The 15,771-nt window shown below is 43.1% G+C and carries 16 protein-coding genes; 8 read left to right on the plus strand and 8 right to left on the minus strand.

Translation table 11 applies throughout. The annotated features are described in order from the left end of the window. Positions 1–73 precede the first annotated feature (73 nt). Both N7U62_RS14910 and N7U62_RS14915 read left to right on the plus strand, forming a co-directional pair. Complete coding sequence (locus N7U62_RS14910; RefSeq protein ID WP_264138792.1) at positions 74–1,864, plus strand: MutS-related protein; 1,791 nt, start codon at positions 74–76, stop codon at positions 1,862–1,864. Positions 1,865–2,102: 238 nt separating this feature from the next. Next, positions 2,103–2,576 carry a hypothetical protein gene (locus N7U62_RS14915; protein ID WP_264138793.1) on the plus strand — a complete coding sequence of 158 codons (474 nt, stop codon included), beginning with the start codon at positions 2,103–2,105 and terminating at the stop codon, positions 2,574–2,576. Positions 2,577–2,854: 278 nt separating this feature from the next. Here the strand turns inward: N7U62_RS14915 and N7U62_RS23340 are convergent, their stop codons facing one another. Continuing rightward, positions 2,855–3,166: an immunity protein CdiI family protein gene (locus N7U62_RS23340; RefSeq protein WP_507173544.1), complete on the minus strand. Its 312-nt coding sequence runs from the start codon at positions 3,164–3,166 to the stop codon at positions 2,855–2,857. Between the two features lie 479 nt (positions 3,167–3,645). Here N7U62_RS23340 and N7U62_RS14920 point away from each other — a divergent pair, with 479 nt between their 5' ends. The 4 genes from N7U62_RS14920 to N7U62_RS14935 all read left to right on the plus strand — a co-directional run bounded on the left by N7U62_RS14920 (position 3,646) and on the right by N7U62_RS14935 (position 8,537). Then, the gene (locus tag N7U62_RS14920; protein WP_264138794.1) at positions 3,646–4,782 is read left to right on the plus strand and encodes a 5-(carboxyamino)imidazole ribonucleotide synthase; all 1,137 of its coding nucleotides are present in this window, start codon (positions 3,646–3,648) and stop codon (positions 4,780–4,782) included. 13 nt (positions 4,783–4,795) lie between these two features. Then, complete coding sequence (gene purE, locus N7U62_RS14925; RefSeq protein WP_264138796.1) at positions 4,796–5,278, plus strand: 5-(carboxyamino)imidazole ribonucleotide mutase; 483 nt, start codon at positions 4,796–4,798, stop codon at positions 5,276–5,278. Between the two features lie 185 nt (positions 5,279–5,463). Next, a complete protein-coding gene (locus N7U62_RS14930; RefSeq protein WP_264138797.1) occupies positions 5,464–7,062 on the plus strand; it encodes a hypothetical protein in 1,599 nt (532 codons plus the stop codon). A 2-nt stretch (positions 7,063–7,064) separates the two neighbouring features. After that, complete coding sequence (locus N7U62_RS14935; protein WP_264138798.1) at positions 7,065–8,537, plus strand: DUF5723 family protein; 1,473 nt, start codon at positions 7,065–7,067, stop codon at positions 8,535–8,537. A 13-nt stretch (positions 8,538–8,550) separates the two neighbouring features. On the opposite strand, the gene N7U62_RS14940 is transcribed toward N7U62_RS14935, so the two are convergent. The 5 genes from N7U62_RS14940 to N7U62_RS14960 form a co-directional block, all read right to left on the minus strand. Next, a complete protein-coding gene (locus N7U62_RS14940) occupies positions 8,551–9,288 on the minus strand; it encodes a 1-(5-phosphoribosyl)-5-[(5-phosphoribosylamino)methylideneamino]imidazole-4-carboxamide isomerase (protein WP_264138799.1) in 738 nt (245 codons plus the stop codon). 65 nt (positions 9,289–9,353) lie between these two features. Next, the gene (locus N7U62_RS14945; RefSeq protein WP_264138800.1) at positions 9,354–10,043 is read right to left on the minus strand and encodes a response regulator transcription factor; all 690 of its coding nucleotides are present in this window, start codon (positions 10,041–10,043) and stop codon (positions 9,354–9,356) included. Further along, on the minus strand, positions 10,040–11,647 hold the full coding sequence (locus tag N7U62_RS14950) for a sensor histidine kinase (protein ID WP_264138801.1): 1,608 nt from the start codon (positions 11,645–11,647) through the stop codon (positions 10,040–10,042). Before N7U62_RS14950 ends, N7U62_RS14945 begins: the two co-directional genes overlap by 4 nt. 50 nt (positions 11,648–11,697) lie before the next feature. Beyond that, positions 11,698–12,426 (minus strand): YjjG family noncanonical pyrimidine nucleotidase, encoded by a 729-nt coding sequence (locus N7U62_RS14955; protein WP_264138802.1) that lies wholly within the window; start codon positions 12,424–12,426, stop codon positions 11,698–11,700. After that, on the minus strand, positions 12,419–12,796 hold the full coding sequence (locus N7U62_RS14960; RefSeq protein WP_264138803.1) for an ArsR/SmtB family transcription factor: 378 nt from the start codon (positions 12,794–12,796) through the stop codon (positions 12,419–12,421). The genes N7U62_RS14955 and N7U62_RS14960 overlap by 8 nt, the downstream gene beginning before the upstream one ends. Before the next feature lie 115 nt (positions 12,797–12,911). Between N7U62_RS14960 and N7U62_RS14965 the strand changes: the two genes are divergently transcribed. Then, positions 12,912–13,547 (plus strand): carboxypeptidase-like regulatory domain-containing protein, encoded by a 636-nt coding sequence (locus N7U62_RS14965; protein WP_264138804.1) that lies wholly within the window; start codon positions 12,912–12,914, stop codon positions 13,545–13,547. Between the two features lie 5 nt (positions 13,548–13,552). On the opposite strand, the gene N7U62_RS14970 is transcribed toward N7U62_RS14965, so the two are convergent. Next, positions 13,553–14,317 carry a hypothetical protein gene (locus N7U62_RS14970; protein ID WP_264138805.1) on the minus strand — a complete coding sequence of 255 codons (765 nt, stop codon included), beginning with the start codon at positions 14,315–14,317 and terminating at the stop codon, positions 13,553–13,555. Positions 14,318–14,389: 72 nt separating this feature from the next. Here N7U62_RS14970 and lipB point away from each other — a divergent pair, with 72 nt between their 5' ends. After that, a complete protein-coding gene (lipB, locus tag N7U62_RS14975; protein WP_264138806.1) occupies positions 14,390–15,106 on the plus strand; it encodes a lipoyl(octanoyl) transferase LipB in 717 nt (238 codons plus the stop codon). Between the two features lie 44 nt (positions 15,107–15,150). On the opposite strand, the gene N7U62_RS14980 is transcribed toward lipB, so the two are convergent. Further along, positions 15,151–15,750, minus strand: coding sequence for a NifU family protein (locus N7U62_RS14980; protein ID WP_264138807.1), 600 nt, complete (start codon positions 15,748–15,750; stop codon positions 15,151–15,153). Between the last annotated feature and the right edge of the window lie 21 nt (positions 15,751–15,771).

Below are 15,771 nucleotides of genomic sequence, written 5' to 3' on the forward strand. Positions count from 1 at the left end.
AATGTTGAAGATTCAAAATTCAAAGATTTAAAGTCTTGGCTCTTGAGTCTTGAATCTAAAAACCTAGTATCTAATGTCTACAAAAAAAGATTTCTTTCAGGCCAGAGCGGAAAAATTTCAGGCAGAAGCAGTCAATTTAAAGTCTACTGCAGCGATCACTGGCTGGGCAAGGGTACTCAGCTTTGTAATAGTGGCCGTGCTGGTAGTCTATCTGATCAACGACAGAGAATTGATGGGAGCCATCCTTACGCTACTGGCTTATGTGCCAGTCTTCGGTTTTCTGGTCAAAAAACACAACCAGCAGAAACATGAAAGAGACATCCAGCTTCAGCTGACCCGCCTCAATCAGGAAGAAATCCTCCGACTGGAAAGAAAACTCAAGGAGCTCCCCGATAGCAGCGCCTATCTGGATATGGATCACTCTTACGCTCCAGACCTGGACATCTTCGGTCGACATGCCCTATTTCAGTTGATCAATAGAAACGAACTGCAAGGCTCCAAAGACCTGCTGGCGAAATGGCTTTCCCAACCAGCCAATGCAGAGGAAATCAAGGCCCGACAAGAAGCCGTAAAAGAGCTCGCTCCCCAAACAGACTGGAACCAACTGCTGAGTGCCCACTCTGCCGAGATCAAAGAAAAGAAAAAAGAATCACTGAGCATCTCCCAGCATCTGGACATCATCAAAAGAGACACACAGGTGATGGACAAAGGCTACTGGACCACAGCGAAAATCTTATTACCCCTGTTTGCCCTGGGCATCATAATTGCCATTTCCGCTTTTGAGCTGGATTACCGTTGGATTTTCCTTCCTGTAGCGATCAACACCTTGTTCTTAAGAGCGATTTTCTCCCCCTTGCTGGAGCTTACCAAAGAAATGCCCCAGCTCAATCGGCTGCTGAGTAGCTATGAGTACGCCCTGACCGCTATAGAAAAGCAAGACTTTCAATCTACCCTACTCCTAAATCTGCAGTCCCGAATTTCAAATGGCACCCAAGCTTCGGCTTCAATCGCCCAACTCAAGGTTTCGCTGGACTTCCTGACCAATCGGGGCAATTTGATATATGGCGTACTCAATTCTCTCTTCGCATTGGATTTACTCGTGCTTGGACGGATCAAAAATTGGTATACCCGTCACCACCAGGAGGTGGGACAATGGTTGGAAGTGGTGGAAGAAACATCCGTATTGGCGGATATGGCTAGCTTCACTTTTGCAGAAGCTAGCTACATTTTCCCCCAGGTCAAAGATATCGAAGGCTTTGAAGCCAGCGAAATGAAGCATCCCTTGCTTCCAGCTGATGTGGCAGTGGCCAACGATTTTGGATTAAAAGGCAAAGGGCAGCTGGCTCTGATTACCGGCTCTAATATGTCGGGTAAAAGTACCTTCCTGCGGACGCTTGGAGTCAATCTGGTCCTGGCTCAGATGGGTGCCCCGATAGCGGCCCAGTCGCTTTCGTTTACGCCTCTGCATATTTTCACCAGCATGCGAACACAGGACAATCTGGAAGAAAGCGTCAGCTCCTTTTATGCCGAGATCCGAAGAATCAAACAGCTATTGGATCAGCTCAGTGGGGAGCAAACGGTGCTCTACCTTCTGGACGAAATCCTGAAAGGCACCAATACCAAAGACCGACATGCGGGCGCCATTGCGCTAATCAATCAGCTGACACAAAGCAACTGCCTCGGCCTGATTTCCACCCACGATGTGGAGCTGGCCGAATTGTCTAACGACCACATGACCAACTACAGCTTCAACAGCCAGCTCGAAAACGACGAAATCAACTTCGACTACCGACTGACAGACGGCCCCTGCAAGAGCTTCAATGCCTCCGCCCTGATGCGCCAGATGGGAATCATACAGGAGTAGAAAGGTCAAAGTGAAAAGTTGAAGGTTGAAAATCAGGAGTCGAGAAACTAGGGTAAAATCACTAGAGTCACTCGGCCAAATAGATCAAACTTATAGCTTTAAGCAATCAGACCCTGCCTAACGTTAGAGGAAAATTGACATTTTTGTTTCAAATTAGAACTTTTACCAGAACCTAAAGGATTTTATGTCGGAACGATTCAACCCCAAGCTAACCTTTGAAATAAAAAATTTCTCTGGAATGTTTGATAAATTATTAGAGGAATATGCAGACTTTGACAAAGAGCACTTAAACCCAAGGCATGCAATGAATTGTGCAACCACCTCATGGCACCTTACTGACTGGACATATCAAGAATTCTTTACGACCGATAAACGATTTCAAGATCGTGAAAAATACACTTCCAAAGGCAACTTGATTTTTATATCAGCACTTCAATTATATCAACAATATTTAATCAAATCATGTCCTGAACTGGAATATATGAGACTAATAACTAATGGAATTAAACATTGCATCCCACGGGACTTGAATAGCAAAAAGGAAACTAGAATTGGAGAAGGACATTATTCGCCATACGACTATTCTAGACATGATTACAATGTTCCACGATTTGAAATTATTATTAGTAATTCGAAAAGTATAGATTTTGAATCTGCTGTTTTAAAGACTCTCGAATTCTGGAAGAAATTTATTGAAGAAAATAAAACCTAAACAGGATAAAACCATTGATTGTCCACCGTTCCCGCCATGCTCGGCATGGTGGCCTGCTCCCCACTCAACAATTAACGTCCGTCAACAAACCAATCTTTCCCCTCTACCAGTAAGATTCGAAATCAATCCTTCCATCGGGAAGGTGCCGACAGGCGGAAGGGGTATATTCCCCACTCAATCACATCCCAAATACAATAAAAGCTCAATAGCATTTAAATTACCGAGAAGATATAATCGTCACTCAATTTGGATCAAGGCGCAAGAGTTTAAAAGAAATCCTAAATCTCAACTATCCTCTCACCCTCTATTTCAACCAACTCCTTGCCTCTAATATCCGAATAGTACCTTACCTTATAGTCTGACCCGAGTTCATCTCTTACCTTTTTCATTATACCAATGCCTATTTTGTCATGACTACTTATTCCATCAAAAGACCTTGTATTTCCAAGAGAAGGATACCTTTTTACCCAATTTGAAACTTGTACTTTCAGTTCATCTGAAATAGGAATATCATCTAAGGAAATAAAGCCATCGTATTGGTCTCGAATACCAGTCCCTCCATATTCCGCATCAATGATGAGATATCTAATTTAGAGAACCAGAATTTAAACTGTGTCAAATAATTTGACTCCTACTTGCCAAATGTATTTTTCAACCTTCCGAAAAGCTGCAAAAGCCAGCCAAATCAATTTTTCTCATTTCGCAAGATTGCAGAAGCCCCAAAAATTGGTTTTTCTCCATTCTCCAAATCGCAGAAGACCAAAAAATTGAGTTTTCTTCAATCCCGAGCTTGCAGAAGCTCCAAAAATTGGTTTTTCTGCATTCCCCCAACTTGCAGAACGTAGAAAAATTGATTTTTCCCTCATTACACATCGTCAGAAAGCCAAAAAATGAATTTTACACCTTTATCTAAAGAAATTTATAGTGGTACTGCATGATTCTCAAACCACAGCCAACGATTCTTTCCCCAAACCCTGAAATCTTATCCAAGTCCCATTATTTTTGCGGCGGAATACAGTCGCAATGCGACGATTAACTATTTTCTTCTAACAAATACACTGCATCCAAGATGACATTTGATCCGAGCATTCGCATAGGCGTACTAGGAGGAGGCCAGTTAGGCCGCATGATGATCCAATCCGCCATGAATCTCAACCTGGAGATTGCCAGCATGGACCCAGATCCCAACGCCCCGTGCAAGAGCCTGGCCAGCCATTTTGTGAATGGTGACATCACCAGCTACGACGAGGTACTGGCCTTTGGAGAGGCCTTTGATGTGATCACCGTGGAGATCGAAAATGTAAACGTAGAAGCACTCGAAGAACTAGAAAGAAGAGGCAAAAAGGTATTCCCACAGCCAAGAGTGCTACGAACGATCAAAGACAAAGGCTTGCAAAAGCAGTTCTATTTGGATCACGGCATCCCTACTTCAGACTTTGTGTTCATCGATCAAAAAGAAGAACTAAAAAACCACACCGACCTCCTACCCGCTGCTAACAAACTGAGAACTGAAGGCTATGATGGTCGTGGGGTACAAATCATCAAAACCGAAGCAGACCTGAACAAGGGATTCGAGGCGCCCTCTATCCTCGAAAAATTCGTCGACTACCACAAAGAAATATCTGTGATCGTCGCTCGAAACGAAAAAGGAGATATGGAGACTTTCCCGGTAGTGGAGCTGGAGTATCATCCTGAGCAGAATCTAGTGGAGTTCCTTTTTTCTCCATCCGAGCTCGAAGAAGAGCTAAGAATAAAAGCGCGTGATCTGGCCAAAAAAGTCATCTCCGAATTCGACATGGTGGGCCTATTAGCAGTAGAGATGTTCGCCACCAAAGACGGAGAAATCCTCGTCAACGAATGTGCCCCTCGCACGCACAATAGCGGCCACCATACCATCGAGGGCAACATCACCTCGCAGTTCGAGCAGCACATCCGCGCCATCCTGAACCTCCCACTAGGAGACACCAGCGTCAAAGGCAGTGCCGTGATGATCAATCTGCTGGGACATCCGGACTATAGCGGTCAGGCCAAATACGAAGGCATAGAAGAGGCCATGGCACACAGTGGCATGCATTTACACCTCTACGGCAAAAAATTAACCAAACCCTTCCGCAAAATGGGACATGCCACCCTGGTGGGAGACGATCTGCAGGCCCTGAAAGACAAGGCCCGCGAATTCAAAGAAAGCATCAAAATCATCGCATAAAATCTAAATAACTATGATCGCACAAGTAGGCATTATCATGGGCAGCAAGTCTGACCTCAACATCATGAATCAGGCAGCAGAAGTTTTGAAGGAACTAGGAGTGTCCTACGAGCTGACCATCGTATCGGCTCACCGTACTCCTCATCGCATGGTGGAATATGCTGAGCAAGCCAAATCCAAAGGTCTGAAAGTGATCATCGCTGGAGCAGGTGGTGCGGCTCATCTACCAGGCATGGTAGCCTCTCTGACTACCCTACCTGTGATCGGAGTTCCGATCAAATCTAGCAACTCCATCGACGGTTGGGATTCTGTTCTTTCTATCCTACAGATGCCAGGTGGTGTCCCCGTGGCGACAGTCGCTTTGGATGGCGCAAAAAATGCCGGGATATTAGCCGCTCAAATCATCGGATGCCACGACTCACAGATCGGAGACAATTTAGCACAATACAAAGAAGGACTTAAGAAAAAAGTGGAGGATTCTATCAAGGAGTTGTAGTATTCTTATATTTCGACGAATTCCTACAATAAAACCCTTGCGCCACGTTAGGGTCTATAGCTATATTGTCGTTGTATTATCGAAAGACCTAGTTTCGACCAGCAATGTGACAAAGGTTTATAGAATAAAAACTGTTATTTAGAAAGAGATTGATACAAAGCAACCTACAAAAGTCCAGATACCTAATGGTACTGACTTTATTATCACTTTTCACCCTTACACAGTGTAATACGGGCGAGTTAGATTTTGAAGACATAAAGCTGCCCAATTATGAAGGGCGGCATTATCTTCCATTAGGTAGCACCACCTTCACTGCTAGTGAACTACTGGAGGATCTGGAGGATGACAAACTAGACATAGATACCACTCAGGCAGGAATCCTTACGTTAGTCTATAGAGATACAGCCGAATTTTCAGATTTGGATGAAGTCATTGTAATAGACGATGTAAGCAACGATGGCCTGATTGAATCCCCACAAGAAGTGATCAATTCTCCTGTAGAAGTGACTCTACCTTTAAATCAGGGTCTTAGTTTCGAATACCCCATATCTGATGGAGAGGAACTCGACTCTATTATCTATCGAGCAGGAACCATTTCGATCTCTTTCGAATCTGATTTTGATGTACCTCTCGATTTTGAAATGGTCATCGACGACATTACAGACATTAACACGGGTGATACATTGAGATTAAGTGGCTCAGTGGGCTCCAATGGCTCAGGTAGTTCCTCCGCATCGCTAGCCAACCATCGAACCATTGCCACCCGAAACGACCTCAACCAAAATATCTTCACGGGTACATTCAATGGGACGCTGTATATAGAAGAAGGTAGTAGTGTGTTCCTTACTGATGAGTTTAGATATCGGATAGATATAGAAGGAGTCGAATTCCAAACGATATATGGCTATTTTGGAACCAAAACATTCGACATCCAATCCCAGCAAATCGAAATGGACTTTTTCGATCAGATAGAAGGGGATTTGAATTTTGGAGATCCTCAGATAAGCCTACTCATCAGCAATGGTTTTGGCGTCACTATGGGGCTGGAGCTATCTAACATATCAGCATCCAATAGCAATGGAGAAAGTTTAGCGCTAAGTGGGGCAATCACAGAGGAATTGCAATTCATCAACGCACCAGACGTCAACTCTGTGGGCAGTTCTAGATCTTCCATTATCAGGATCAACAATGAAAATTCTAACATAGCCGACTTGCTCAACTTAGGGCCCAATCTGTTTGATATCAGTGTGGCTGCAGAGCTCAATTACACCGATAGGGGCAGTGTGGTACCCGAAGAGGACAGAAACTTTGTAGACATCAACAGTACAGCGACTACCATTATGGAACTCGAGATTCCGCTTGATCTACAGCTAACTAGTCTCAGTAGGACCATTGACTACAGTCTCGATGATTTTGATTTTGATGATGCGGATTCATTGAATCTACGATTAAAAACCATCAATAGGTTGCCATTGAATGGTGATATCGATTTGCAGATACTTGATGCAGACAGTGCTGTAGTGCATGAAATCCCTAACGTCAGTGTTTTCTCCTCTCCAGTAGTGCCAGTAGGTAGCAAGATCAATGAAGGGGCAGAGAGTGTCGACTACATCAAATTGTATGGGGAGGGACTAGAAGCCATCACCACTCAGCCTACGATCAGACTGGTGATCAATGTCAATAGCTACGATGCAGACAATGACACCTTCGTGAAAATCTATGCGGATTACAATTTAGAAGTTAACCTGGGTATAGAAGCTACCCTCAACCTAGAACTTGAATAGCCTTGAAGAAATTTATATATATCATCCTATTAGTAGTGATTGCCTGCTGCCAAGCAAACGCACAATCTGGTATGTCACTGTATCATCTAGGCAATACCACATTTCAGGGCAACCACATGAACCCATCATTTGTTCCCAATGGGAAGTTTTATATGGGGCTCCCTGTGCTCTCTGGCGTCATGTTGGATATTAATTCACCTTACAGTTACAATGATGCCACCACCATCAATGAACTGGGAGAAAGAGAATGGGACATTTCCGGTATGGTTTCTAAAGCCACAGATAAAAATTATTTTAGTCTGGAATCTGAAATATCCACCTTCTATGTTGGTTTCAAAACCAACAGTACGACTGGATTGTCCCTCTTTGTAAGAGAACGCATCGCAGCAAGAGGGTTCTTTTCTCAAGAGGTATTGGATTTTGCCTGGAATGGAAATAGAAACTATGTGGGCACCTATCTGGACATGTCTACCATGGCAGCAGACACTCGATATTACAGAGAGTATGGGCTAGGGTTTTGGAAAGAAATCCCCAAACAAAAACTTCAAGTAGGCGTTCGCGTCAAATTCTTGAATGGTATGGTCAGTGTCATCAGTGACCAGAATTTTAATGGTAACATCCGTATAGACGATGACGACTATAGTCACACCATTATCACTGAAAATGCCAACCTAAATACTGTTGGCCTTAACCTACTAGAAAACGGCAGTAATTCCGAAATCCAATCTCACTTTACGAGCAATGGCAATATTGGATTCGGGATAGATCTGGGTATGAACTGGCAAATCAACGAATACTTCTCAACTGCTATTTCGGTCAACGATCTAGGTTACATCAATTGGAAGGATGACGCCAAAAACTATATGCTTGCAGATACTACTTTCACCTTTTCAGGGTTAGAATTGAGTGAAATCGACAACATCGAGCAGGCCATAAAAGACTCTCTACTCAACCGATTCGAGGATTCGATCATGTACAAGTCTTATTCTTCAGGTTTGAACACTAGTGCTTATATCAGCGGTACTTATCATCTGACAAAGCAGGATCATTTTACGGCCACTTTATCTCCACATGTGGTTCAGGGTAATTGGCGAATGCTATATGCACTGGGTTATACCCGCCAGTTTGGCAATTTCTTCAGTGTCTCGGCCAATGCCATTCGCAAACCTCAACAAGGGATAGATTTTGGGATGGCCACTGCCCTGACTGTAGGAGGCGTGCAACTGTATATGGCCAGTGACCAGCTGATTCGAGTTTGGGATGTACCCAATGCAAAGGCTTTTGATATCAGATTTGGAATCAATTTTGTCTTTGGCAGAGACAAAATCAAAAAAGATAGCCGCAAAGACCTGCTACACCCATCCGCATTTGGTAAGAAAGAAAAAGTAGAAAAGAGTGACGGTATCTACTGGATCATCCCTAAAAAGAAGCCTAGGCCTATCTACAATGAGGATCCAGAGTTTACAGAAAAATAAAAAAGGCTAGTGATTATTCACTAGCCGTACTTTCTGCCGAAAATTTTTCGATGTCTTTGAGGGTAATATGTCCTTCGTAAAAGGCCTTTCCAAATATGGCACCATGTACACCGATGCTCTGTAGCTTTTCGATGTCCTTTACATTTCTGATCCCACCACTGGCGAATAGAAATATACCAGGGTACCTTTTTAAAATCTCTTCGTAAAGCACAAAGGAAGGGCCTTTCAAACCACCTTCTTTAGATATATCAGTGGTCTTCAGATATTTCAATCCTCTTTCGTAGAAATAGCTGATGTGATTATACACATCTATCTTCGTGTCTTTTTGCCAGCCACCCACTCGAATCAGGCCATCCAAGCTATCTGCCGCCAAGGCAATTTTTTCACGACCATAGGACATAATCCAGGCCGTAAACATATCTCTGGCATAGACCGCCATGGTAGCACAGGTGACACTTTCTGCACCACACTCTAGTATCTTGGTAATATCCCCATCGGTGTGAACCCCTCCAGAAAAATTGACTTTCAAATGGGTATGACCAGCCACAGCTTCTAAAATGTGATAGTTGATGACTTTACCTTTGGCGGCTCCATCCAGATCCACCATGTGGATTCGTTTGATCCCATGATCTTTAAACTGCCTGGCTAGATCTATCGGATTCTGATCATATACTTTGGCTGACGCGTAATCTCCTTTGGTCAGACGCACGACTTTGCCATCTTTGATGGCTATAGACGGGACGAGTTGCATAGTTTTTTGGTGTTGTTAATGTTGAATGTTTTCTCGAACAGCAGAGATAGTAAAATTTACGTTAATTATTCCACTTTGACAAGCTTAAATCCCTGACCATGTACAGTTAGAATGTGAACTTGCTCCTCTTCTTTTAGATATTTCCTCAATTTGGCAATATAGACGTCCATACTTCGAGCGTTGAAGTAGCTGTCGTCCTTCCATATCGCGTTCAAAGCAGCCGTTCGGTCAAGGGTCTGATTGAGATTGTCACACAGCATCTTTAGCAATTCATTCTCTCTTGAAGTCAACTTCACATCACCAGAGGGACGTTCCAAAAGACTCTTGTCATAATGAAAAGTCAATTCCCCTAACTCAAATTTGTTAACAGCACTTGGCTGATCTGACTTGGTGCCCGTACGCTTCAAAATCGCCTGAATCCTCAGGATCAGTTCCTCCATGCTGAAAGGTTTGGTCAGATAATCATCCGCACCTATCTTCAACCCTGCTATGGTGTCCTCCTTCATGGATTTGGCCGTCAGAAAAATGATAGGAATCTCTTTGTCCATGGCACGTATTTCTGTTGCCAATGTAAAACCATCCTTTTTTGGCATCATTACATCCAAAATACAGAAATCGAAAGACTCATTTTTGAATCGTTCGAATCCTGCCTCGCCATCTGTACAGAGGGTCGTATCATAGCCCTTGAGCTGCAGATATTCATTTAAAATCTGACCTAAATTAGGGTCATCTTCTACTACCAGTATTTTTATCATGCGTCATCTTTTTTTAGTTCGTAGGGAAGAAAGACCCTAAACTCACTGCCCTTATCTAATTCGCTTCGTACGGTTACTTCACCGCCGTGGGCCTCTACCATGCTTTTTACATAAGAAAGGCCCAGACCAAAACCTTTGACATCATGGAGATTGCCAGTTGGGATTCGATAAAACTTCTCAAAGATTCTCTTTAAGCCCTCTTTGGAAATCCCTATGCCGTGATCAATTACCCGAATCAAAATTCCTTCGGCTTTATCCTCAGTCGTAACCTTGATAAAAGGGTCATTTCCAGAATACTTATTGGCATTGTCCAGCAGATTGAAAATGATATTGGTCAAATGCACCCGATCTGCCTTCAAGGACTGCTTAACTGCTTTCAATTCCTTCTGAACCTCTCCGCCTTTCTCAGTTATCGGCAAAGCGATCTTCTCTAAGGCATTTTCTATGATATCGTGAATGTTGAGCATCTCCAATTTCAACTCAAAGTCTCTCCTGTCGATCACTGCCATCTGCAGCACTTTTTCAACCTGTGTTCCCAGCCTTCGGTTTTCGTCATCTATGATCCCGAGGTAGCGATCCTTTAGGGTGTCTGCATTTTGAATGTCCGGATCACGCAATGCTTCACAAGCTAAGGCGACAGTAGATATCGGGGTCTTTAGCTCATGCGTCATGTTATTGATGAAATCATTTTTGATCTCAGAAAGTTGCTTTTGTACATAAATCGTACGCACCGCATAGGCAAAACAGAACAGGACAATCAAAATGAAAAGGAGCGAAGACAATAAAGTCACCCAAACCTGACCCAAAATATAGCGCTGCTGCCCAGGAAAGTTCACAAATAAATACCCGACCTCACCGATCACATCATTCGGAAAGAGAGAAGCCTTAAGCTCAGACCGTAAAATCGTAGTATCCGCTGTTTCAGGCAAAACGATGCCTTCCAGGGGGTCATAGATGGCAAACTCATAATCGAGCTGAATCCCATTATCTTCCAAACTACTTCTAATCAGAGAATCGAGTTCCTCCTGAGGCAGACGCTCAGCCAATTTTCTTTTCCCTGTAAATAATTCTTTGAGCGCGAGTTGTACGTACTCTGTTTTTTTGGCCACTCTTCTCAAGCGCTTTTCATAGGCCTTCTTATTCTCAGTTGAGTCTGTATTCTCGCCCAGATAAATAACCTTGTTGTCTTGTGGATGAAGATCAGAATTAACCGACACAGGGGTGTTTTTCAATCCATCAGCCTTCGCATCGGCATTGAAGTAAAAACTCATCCATTCGGGCCGGCTACTAGAATCCTGTGCGAAATCCTGTATCTCAATGATCTTTTTTTCGAAGGTGCTTTCTATCAATTCGACGCGGCTGCTGTCTACGCTAGACAAACTTTTGTATATGAAATCGGTGTGAAAATTATCTACAGTCACCTCAAGTGCTTCTCGCTTCTCTAGCTTGGAAGCCACACTACTCAAGGCAGACTGCACCTGATTCTTGAAGGCCTGTTCGTTGGAGTTGATCAGGTTGTCAAGCCAGGCTACCTGAAACACGATCAAGCCCACCAAAGCCACTCCCATAGCCACGATCAACCAACTAATTTTCACCCTTGTCATAGCGTCAAATTTAGTGATATCAGCCTCAGTCTGCCTTTAATTAACCTTTTTTAACGCAGCGGCTGGGCGATTATCGAATGAATTTCGCTGAGATGTGACACTTCGTAGGTTACTTCCTCTTCGTGCACTTGGCCCTCCGGATTGAAATAAACCTGATCCATCCCATACTCGCGTGCTCCTACTACATCGGCCCCCAGGTTGTCTCCTATCATAAGAGATTTCTCGGGATGAGCCTGGCACCATTTCATCGCATAGTTAAAAATCCCAGCATAGGGCTTCTTAAAACCTGCTTTCTCAGAGGTAATCACCCGATCAAAGAAGTGACCAATGCCTGAGCTGGCCATTTTGATAGATTGCACCTCCTCAAAACCATTGGTAATGATGAACATCGGGTACTTGCCATGCAGCTGTTCCAACAAGTCCATCGCTCCATCTATCAGCTTGCTTTTACGCGGACAGAGGTGCAAAAATTGCTTATTGAACTCTTTAAGAAAATTATCCTGAACCAAAGGCATTACAGCCCCTGCCGCCTCAAATATCAACTTGAACCTTTCGTTTCTGAGGTAAAACTTATCAATTTCTCCTTTGTTGTACTTGGCCCACAGGCCGTTGTTGGTTGTATAGAATCGATCCCAAAAATGATCTGCAGACTCGATACCCATATTAGCCAAATCATGATGATGATACAGCTCCTGTAGCACCTCTCTGGCATTGGCATCAAAATCCCAAAGGGTATGATCCAGATCAAAAAATAGATATTTGTATGACTTCTTACTCAAATCGGTTTTGTGTTTTAATGATGGCTAACTCGCGATTGGATCGCAGAACTTCATAGATCTCATTATCTTTTTGAAGCTGCTGGTCTCGGTTCAGGTATTTGAATATCTGAGCGACGATGCCCATTACCTCCTCCTTGATAGAATAAAATACCCACTGATCTACTTTTCTGGAATTCAACAATCCCGCGTTCTTCAGGTAGGTAATGTGACGAGATGTTTTAGTCTGTGTGAACTCCAAAATATGTTCGATATCCGAGATGCAAAGTTCTTCGTGATTGTAAAGCAAAAACAGGATGCGGATTCTCGCTTCATCCGAAAATGATTTAAAAATCTGAGAACCGTACTGAAGGTTAAAATGCTTGAGCTTCATACTTTAAGTCGTGCTTCACTTCGTTTTACAAAAGACGCATTCCCTATTTATTTAGTAAATTTGCTTCATAGGAAAACTTTCTGGTGCAAATTAGCATTAATAATTACAAAAAGCCTTGAAGCAATTACTGACGAGCATATTGACCCTTTTAATTTTATTCTCCTTCACTGAAAAAAGTCTGGGACAAGAAGAAAATAAGGTCATTCAGTTTTCAGGAATTGTCATCGATCAGGAGGTAGAACAGGGCATACCCGGTGTCCATATTTATGCGCCTAAATCAGGAAGAGGAACGACTACCAATCCTTATGGGTATTTCTCCATGGCAGTACTAGAAGGGGACAGTATGATCGTATCGGCAGTCGGATATGAAAAAGAAAAAATTCGAATCCCCAGACTGATGAAAGATCGCGACAGCTACACCGTAGTGATCAACCTGAAAGGTGACACTACCTATCTGGACGAACTGGAAGTATATCCATTCCCTAGTGAAGAGATGTTCAAAGAAGCGGTTCTGGCCCTGCAACTACCCAACCAACAGGATCTCAACAACATGCGCCGCAATACGGATCAACGCATGCTCTACCGCATGTCGGGTAGCCTGAGCATGGGTGCCAGCGGCAACTACGAATATTATATGCAGCAGCAAGCTCAGGCACAGAACCTGCAATACCAGCCCAATTCTATTTCTCTCTTAAATCCATTCGCCTGGAACCAATTCATCAAATCGATAAAGAAGCGGAAGCAGGAATAGCATAATTATCTTTGGATGAGAAAAGAAACTCCTCCACCGTAGTAGACGCCTCCAATAGGGGATATTGTACAAGAGGCTCTCGTAACAAACCAATGTCGATTATATGAAATCCCACCTGCACCGATTAATCCATGCGATGTAATTCCTCCTGCGGAATAAACCGAAAAAATATTTTCATCCAATCTATATGAAAACTCCACAGTTGCTAGACCCGAAAATGCCAAGCCATTAGGTTCGGCATCCTGCCCTTCTAGCGGCTCCATCAACCAAGATCCTTCACCAAAATATTCATCATTTATGCTTTTTCTAAGGGTTCCATAAGAGCCGTCCTCATACTGCAAAACCGTTTTGATACCGGGCTTCACATTAAAACCCTTTCCTTTACCAAAGAAGCGGACCAACCCCACTTCAGTATTTATTCCTCCTCCGTAGAAATCATACTCTTTGCCATCTTCTATATAATTGCCATAATTAACTAAACCGCCATAAGAATAGTAATATCCTTCTTCAGCTACTGTAGTGCCAAAAGTTAAGTTGACTAAATCCACCTGTACATCTGATGTGAAAACACCGCCATAACCGACATTGTTCCGATAGTAACTTCCGCCAGCATAAAACAGCTGTTGACGGGCAGAATCTTGCACAAAAGGTTTAGGAGTATATTCTGCTTCAGATGAAAAATCTGCAACACCATAATACACTGTACATCCTGTAGTAAGGATTTGAGAGCAGAAAAGTAAAATCAGTAGTATTGGCTGGAAATACTTCATAGTTATTTGGCCAGTTATTTAAATACTAAAATAATGCAATAAGGGTGTAGTTTTGTAGTGAGAACTCAGAATATGAACCATCACATCAACAAAAGCGTCCAATTCATCGATTTGGAATTGATCGACTATCAGGAGGCCTGGGACTATCAGGAAAAGATTTTCAAAGAAACGGTTGAGCTCAAAATTGCCAATCGAAAGTTGCCCATTGAGGAGCAACACATCACTCCCAATTATTTGATATTTTGTGAACATCCCCATGTCTACACGCTAGGAAAATCTGGAAAGGAAGAAAATCTATTATTGGATGATCAAGGCTTGAGTTCGAGACAGGCATCTTATTTCAAAATCAATCGCGGCGGAGACATTACCTATCACGGACCTGGTCAGATAGTGGGATATCCGATTTTGGATCTCGACAATTTCTTCACAGACATCCACAAGTACCTCCGAACGATGGAAGAGGCTATTATTCTCACTTGTGCAGATTACGGCATAGAAGCAGGAAGAATCGAGGGCTTAACGGGTGTGTGGATTGACTTTGAATCAGAGGAAAAGGCCAGAAAAATCTGTGCCATGGGAGTAAAGGCCAGCCGATGGGTGACCATGCACGGTTTTGCTTTTAATGTGCATCCAGATCTCAGCTATTTCGGTCACATCGTCCCATGTGGGATTGATGACAAGGCTGTTACTTCCTTAGAGCAGGAACTTGGCAAAAAGCCAGATATAAAAGAAGTAGAAGGGAAATTGAAAGGTCATTTAGGCGATCTGTTTGGATTCGAATGGACATAAAAAAAGCCCTTTGAAAGGGCTTTAATATATTTTCAGAGCTCAACTTAACCGTTGATAGCTTCCACTTCTTTCACCTCAGGAACCATTCTCTTAAGGAGATTTTCAATCCCTGCTTTCAACGTAAGTGTAGAAGAAGGGCATCCACTACATGAGCCTTGCAACACCACTTTCACCACACCCTCGTCAAAAGAGTGAAAGCTGATCGCTCCCCCATCCTGCTCCACAGCAGGCCTGATGTATTCGGCCAAAATACCCTTAATATTTTCATCTATGTCAGAAGAAGGTCCCGCGTTTGCCTCCTCTTCTTGTTGTGCCTCGTAGGCTTTGGAAAGATCTACTGCAGGTTTACCAGCATCCAAATATGCCTTGATATGATCGCGAATTCCATTCTGAACTTCTGACCAATCCGTCTGCTCATCTTTAGTCACAGTCACAAAGTTGCTCATCACGAACACTCCCTTCACAAAAGGAAAAGTGAACAACTCCTGAGCCAATGGTGAATTGGTAGCCGACTCCACTGTAGGATAATCGAAATTCATCCCTTCAGGAATCAAAAAGTAGTTCGCCACAAACTTCAATGTGTTTGGATTGGGGTTAGACTCCAGATATATGTTTACGGGTGCGTTTTTTACTCCGTCTTCCATGATTGTATCGTTTCTAATGAA

Source organism: Reichenbachiella ulvae (assembly GCF_025833875.1).
Classification (GTDB): domain Bacteria; phylum Bacteroidota; class Bacteroidia; order Cytophagales; family Cyclobacteriaceae; genus Reichenbachiella; species Reichenbachiella ulvae.

What these genes read in the sequence shown, in the direction of transcription:
- N7U62_RS14910 (WP_264138792.1), top strand. Translation starts at nt 74, where the DNA reads ATGTCTACAAAAAAAGATTTCTTTCAGGCCAGAGCGGAAAAATTTCAG.
- N7U62_RS14915 (WP_264138793.1), top strand. Translation starts at nt 2,103, where the DNA reads ATGTTTGATAAATTATTAGAGGAATATGCAGACTTTGACAAAGAGCAC.
- N7U62_RS14920 (WP_264138794.1), top strand. Translation starts at nt 3,646, where the DNA reads ATGACATTTGATCCGAGCATTCGCATAGGCGTACTAGGAGGAGGCCAG.
- purE (WP_264138796.1), top strand. Translation starts at nt 4,796, where the DNA reads ATGATCGCACAAGTAGGCATTATCATGGGCAGCAAGTCTGACCTCAAC.
- N7U62_RS14930 (WP_264138797.1), top strand. Translation starts at nt 5,464, where the DNA reads ATGGTACTGACTTTATTATCACTTTTCACCCTTACACAGTGTAATACG.
- N7U62_RS14940 (WP_264138799.1), bottom strand. Translation starts at nt 9,288, where the DNA reads ATGCAACTCGTCCCGTCTATAGCCATCAAAGATGGCAAAGTCGTGCGT.
- N7U62_RS14945 (WP_264138800.1), bottom strand. Translation starts at nt 10,043, where the DNA reads ATGATAAAAATACTGGTAGTAGAAGATGACCCTAATTTAGGTCAGATT.
- N7U62_RS14950 (WP_264138801.1), bottom strand. Translation starts at nt 11,647, where the DNA reads ATGACAAGGGTGAAAATTAGTTGGTTGATCGTGGCTATGGGAGTGGCT.
- N7U62_RS14960 (WP_264138803.1), bottom strand. Translation starts at nt 12,796, where the DNA reads ATGAAGCTCAAGCATTTTAACCTTCAGTACGGTTCTCAGATTTTTAAA.
- N7U62_RS14970 (WP_264138805.1), bottom strand. Translation starts at nt 14,317, where the DNA reads ATGAAGTATTTCCAGCCAATACTACTGATTTTACTTTTCTGCTCTCAA.
- lipB (WP_264138806.1), top strand. Translation starts at nt 14,390, where the DNA reads ATGAACCATCACATCAACAAAAGCGTCCAATTCATCGATTTGGAATTG.
- N7U62_RS14980 (WP_264138807.1), bottom strand. Translation starts at nt 15,750, where the DNA reads ATGGAAGACGGAGTAAAAAACGCACCCGTAAACATATATCTGGAGTCT.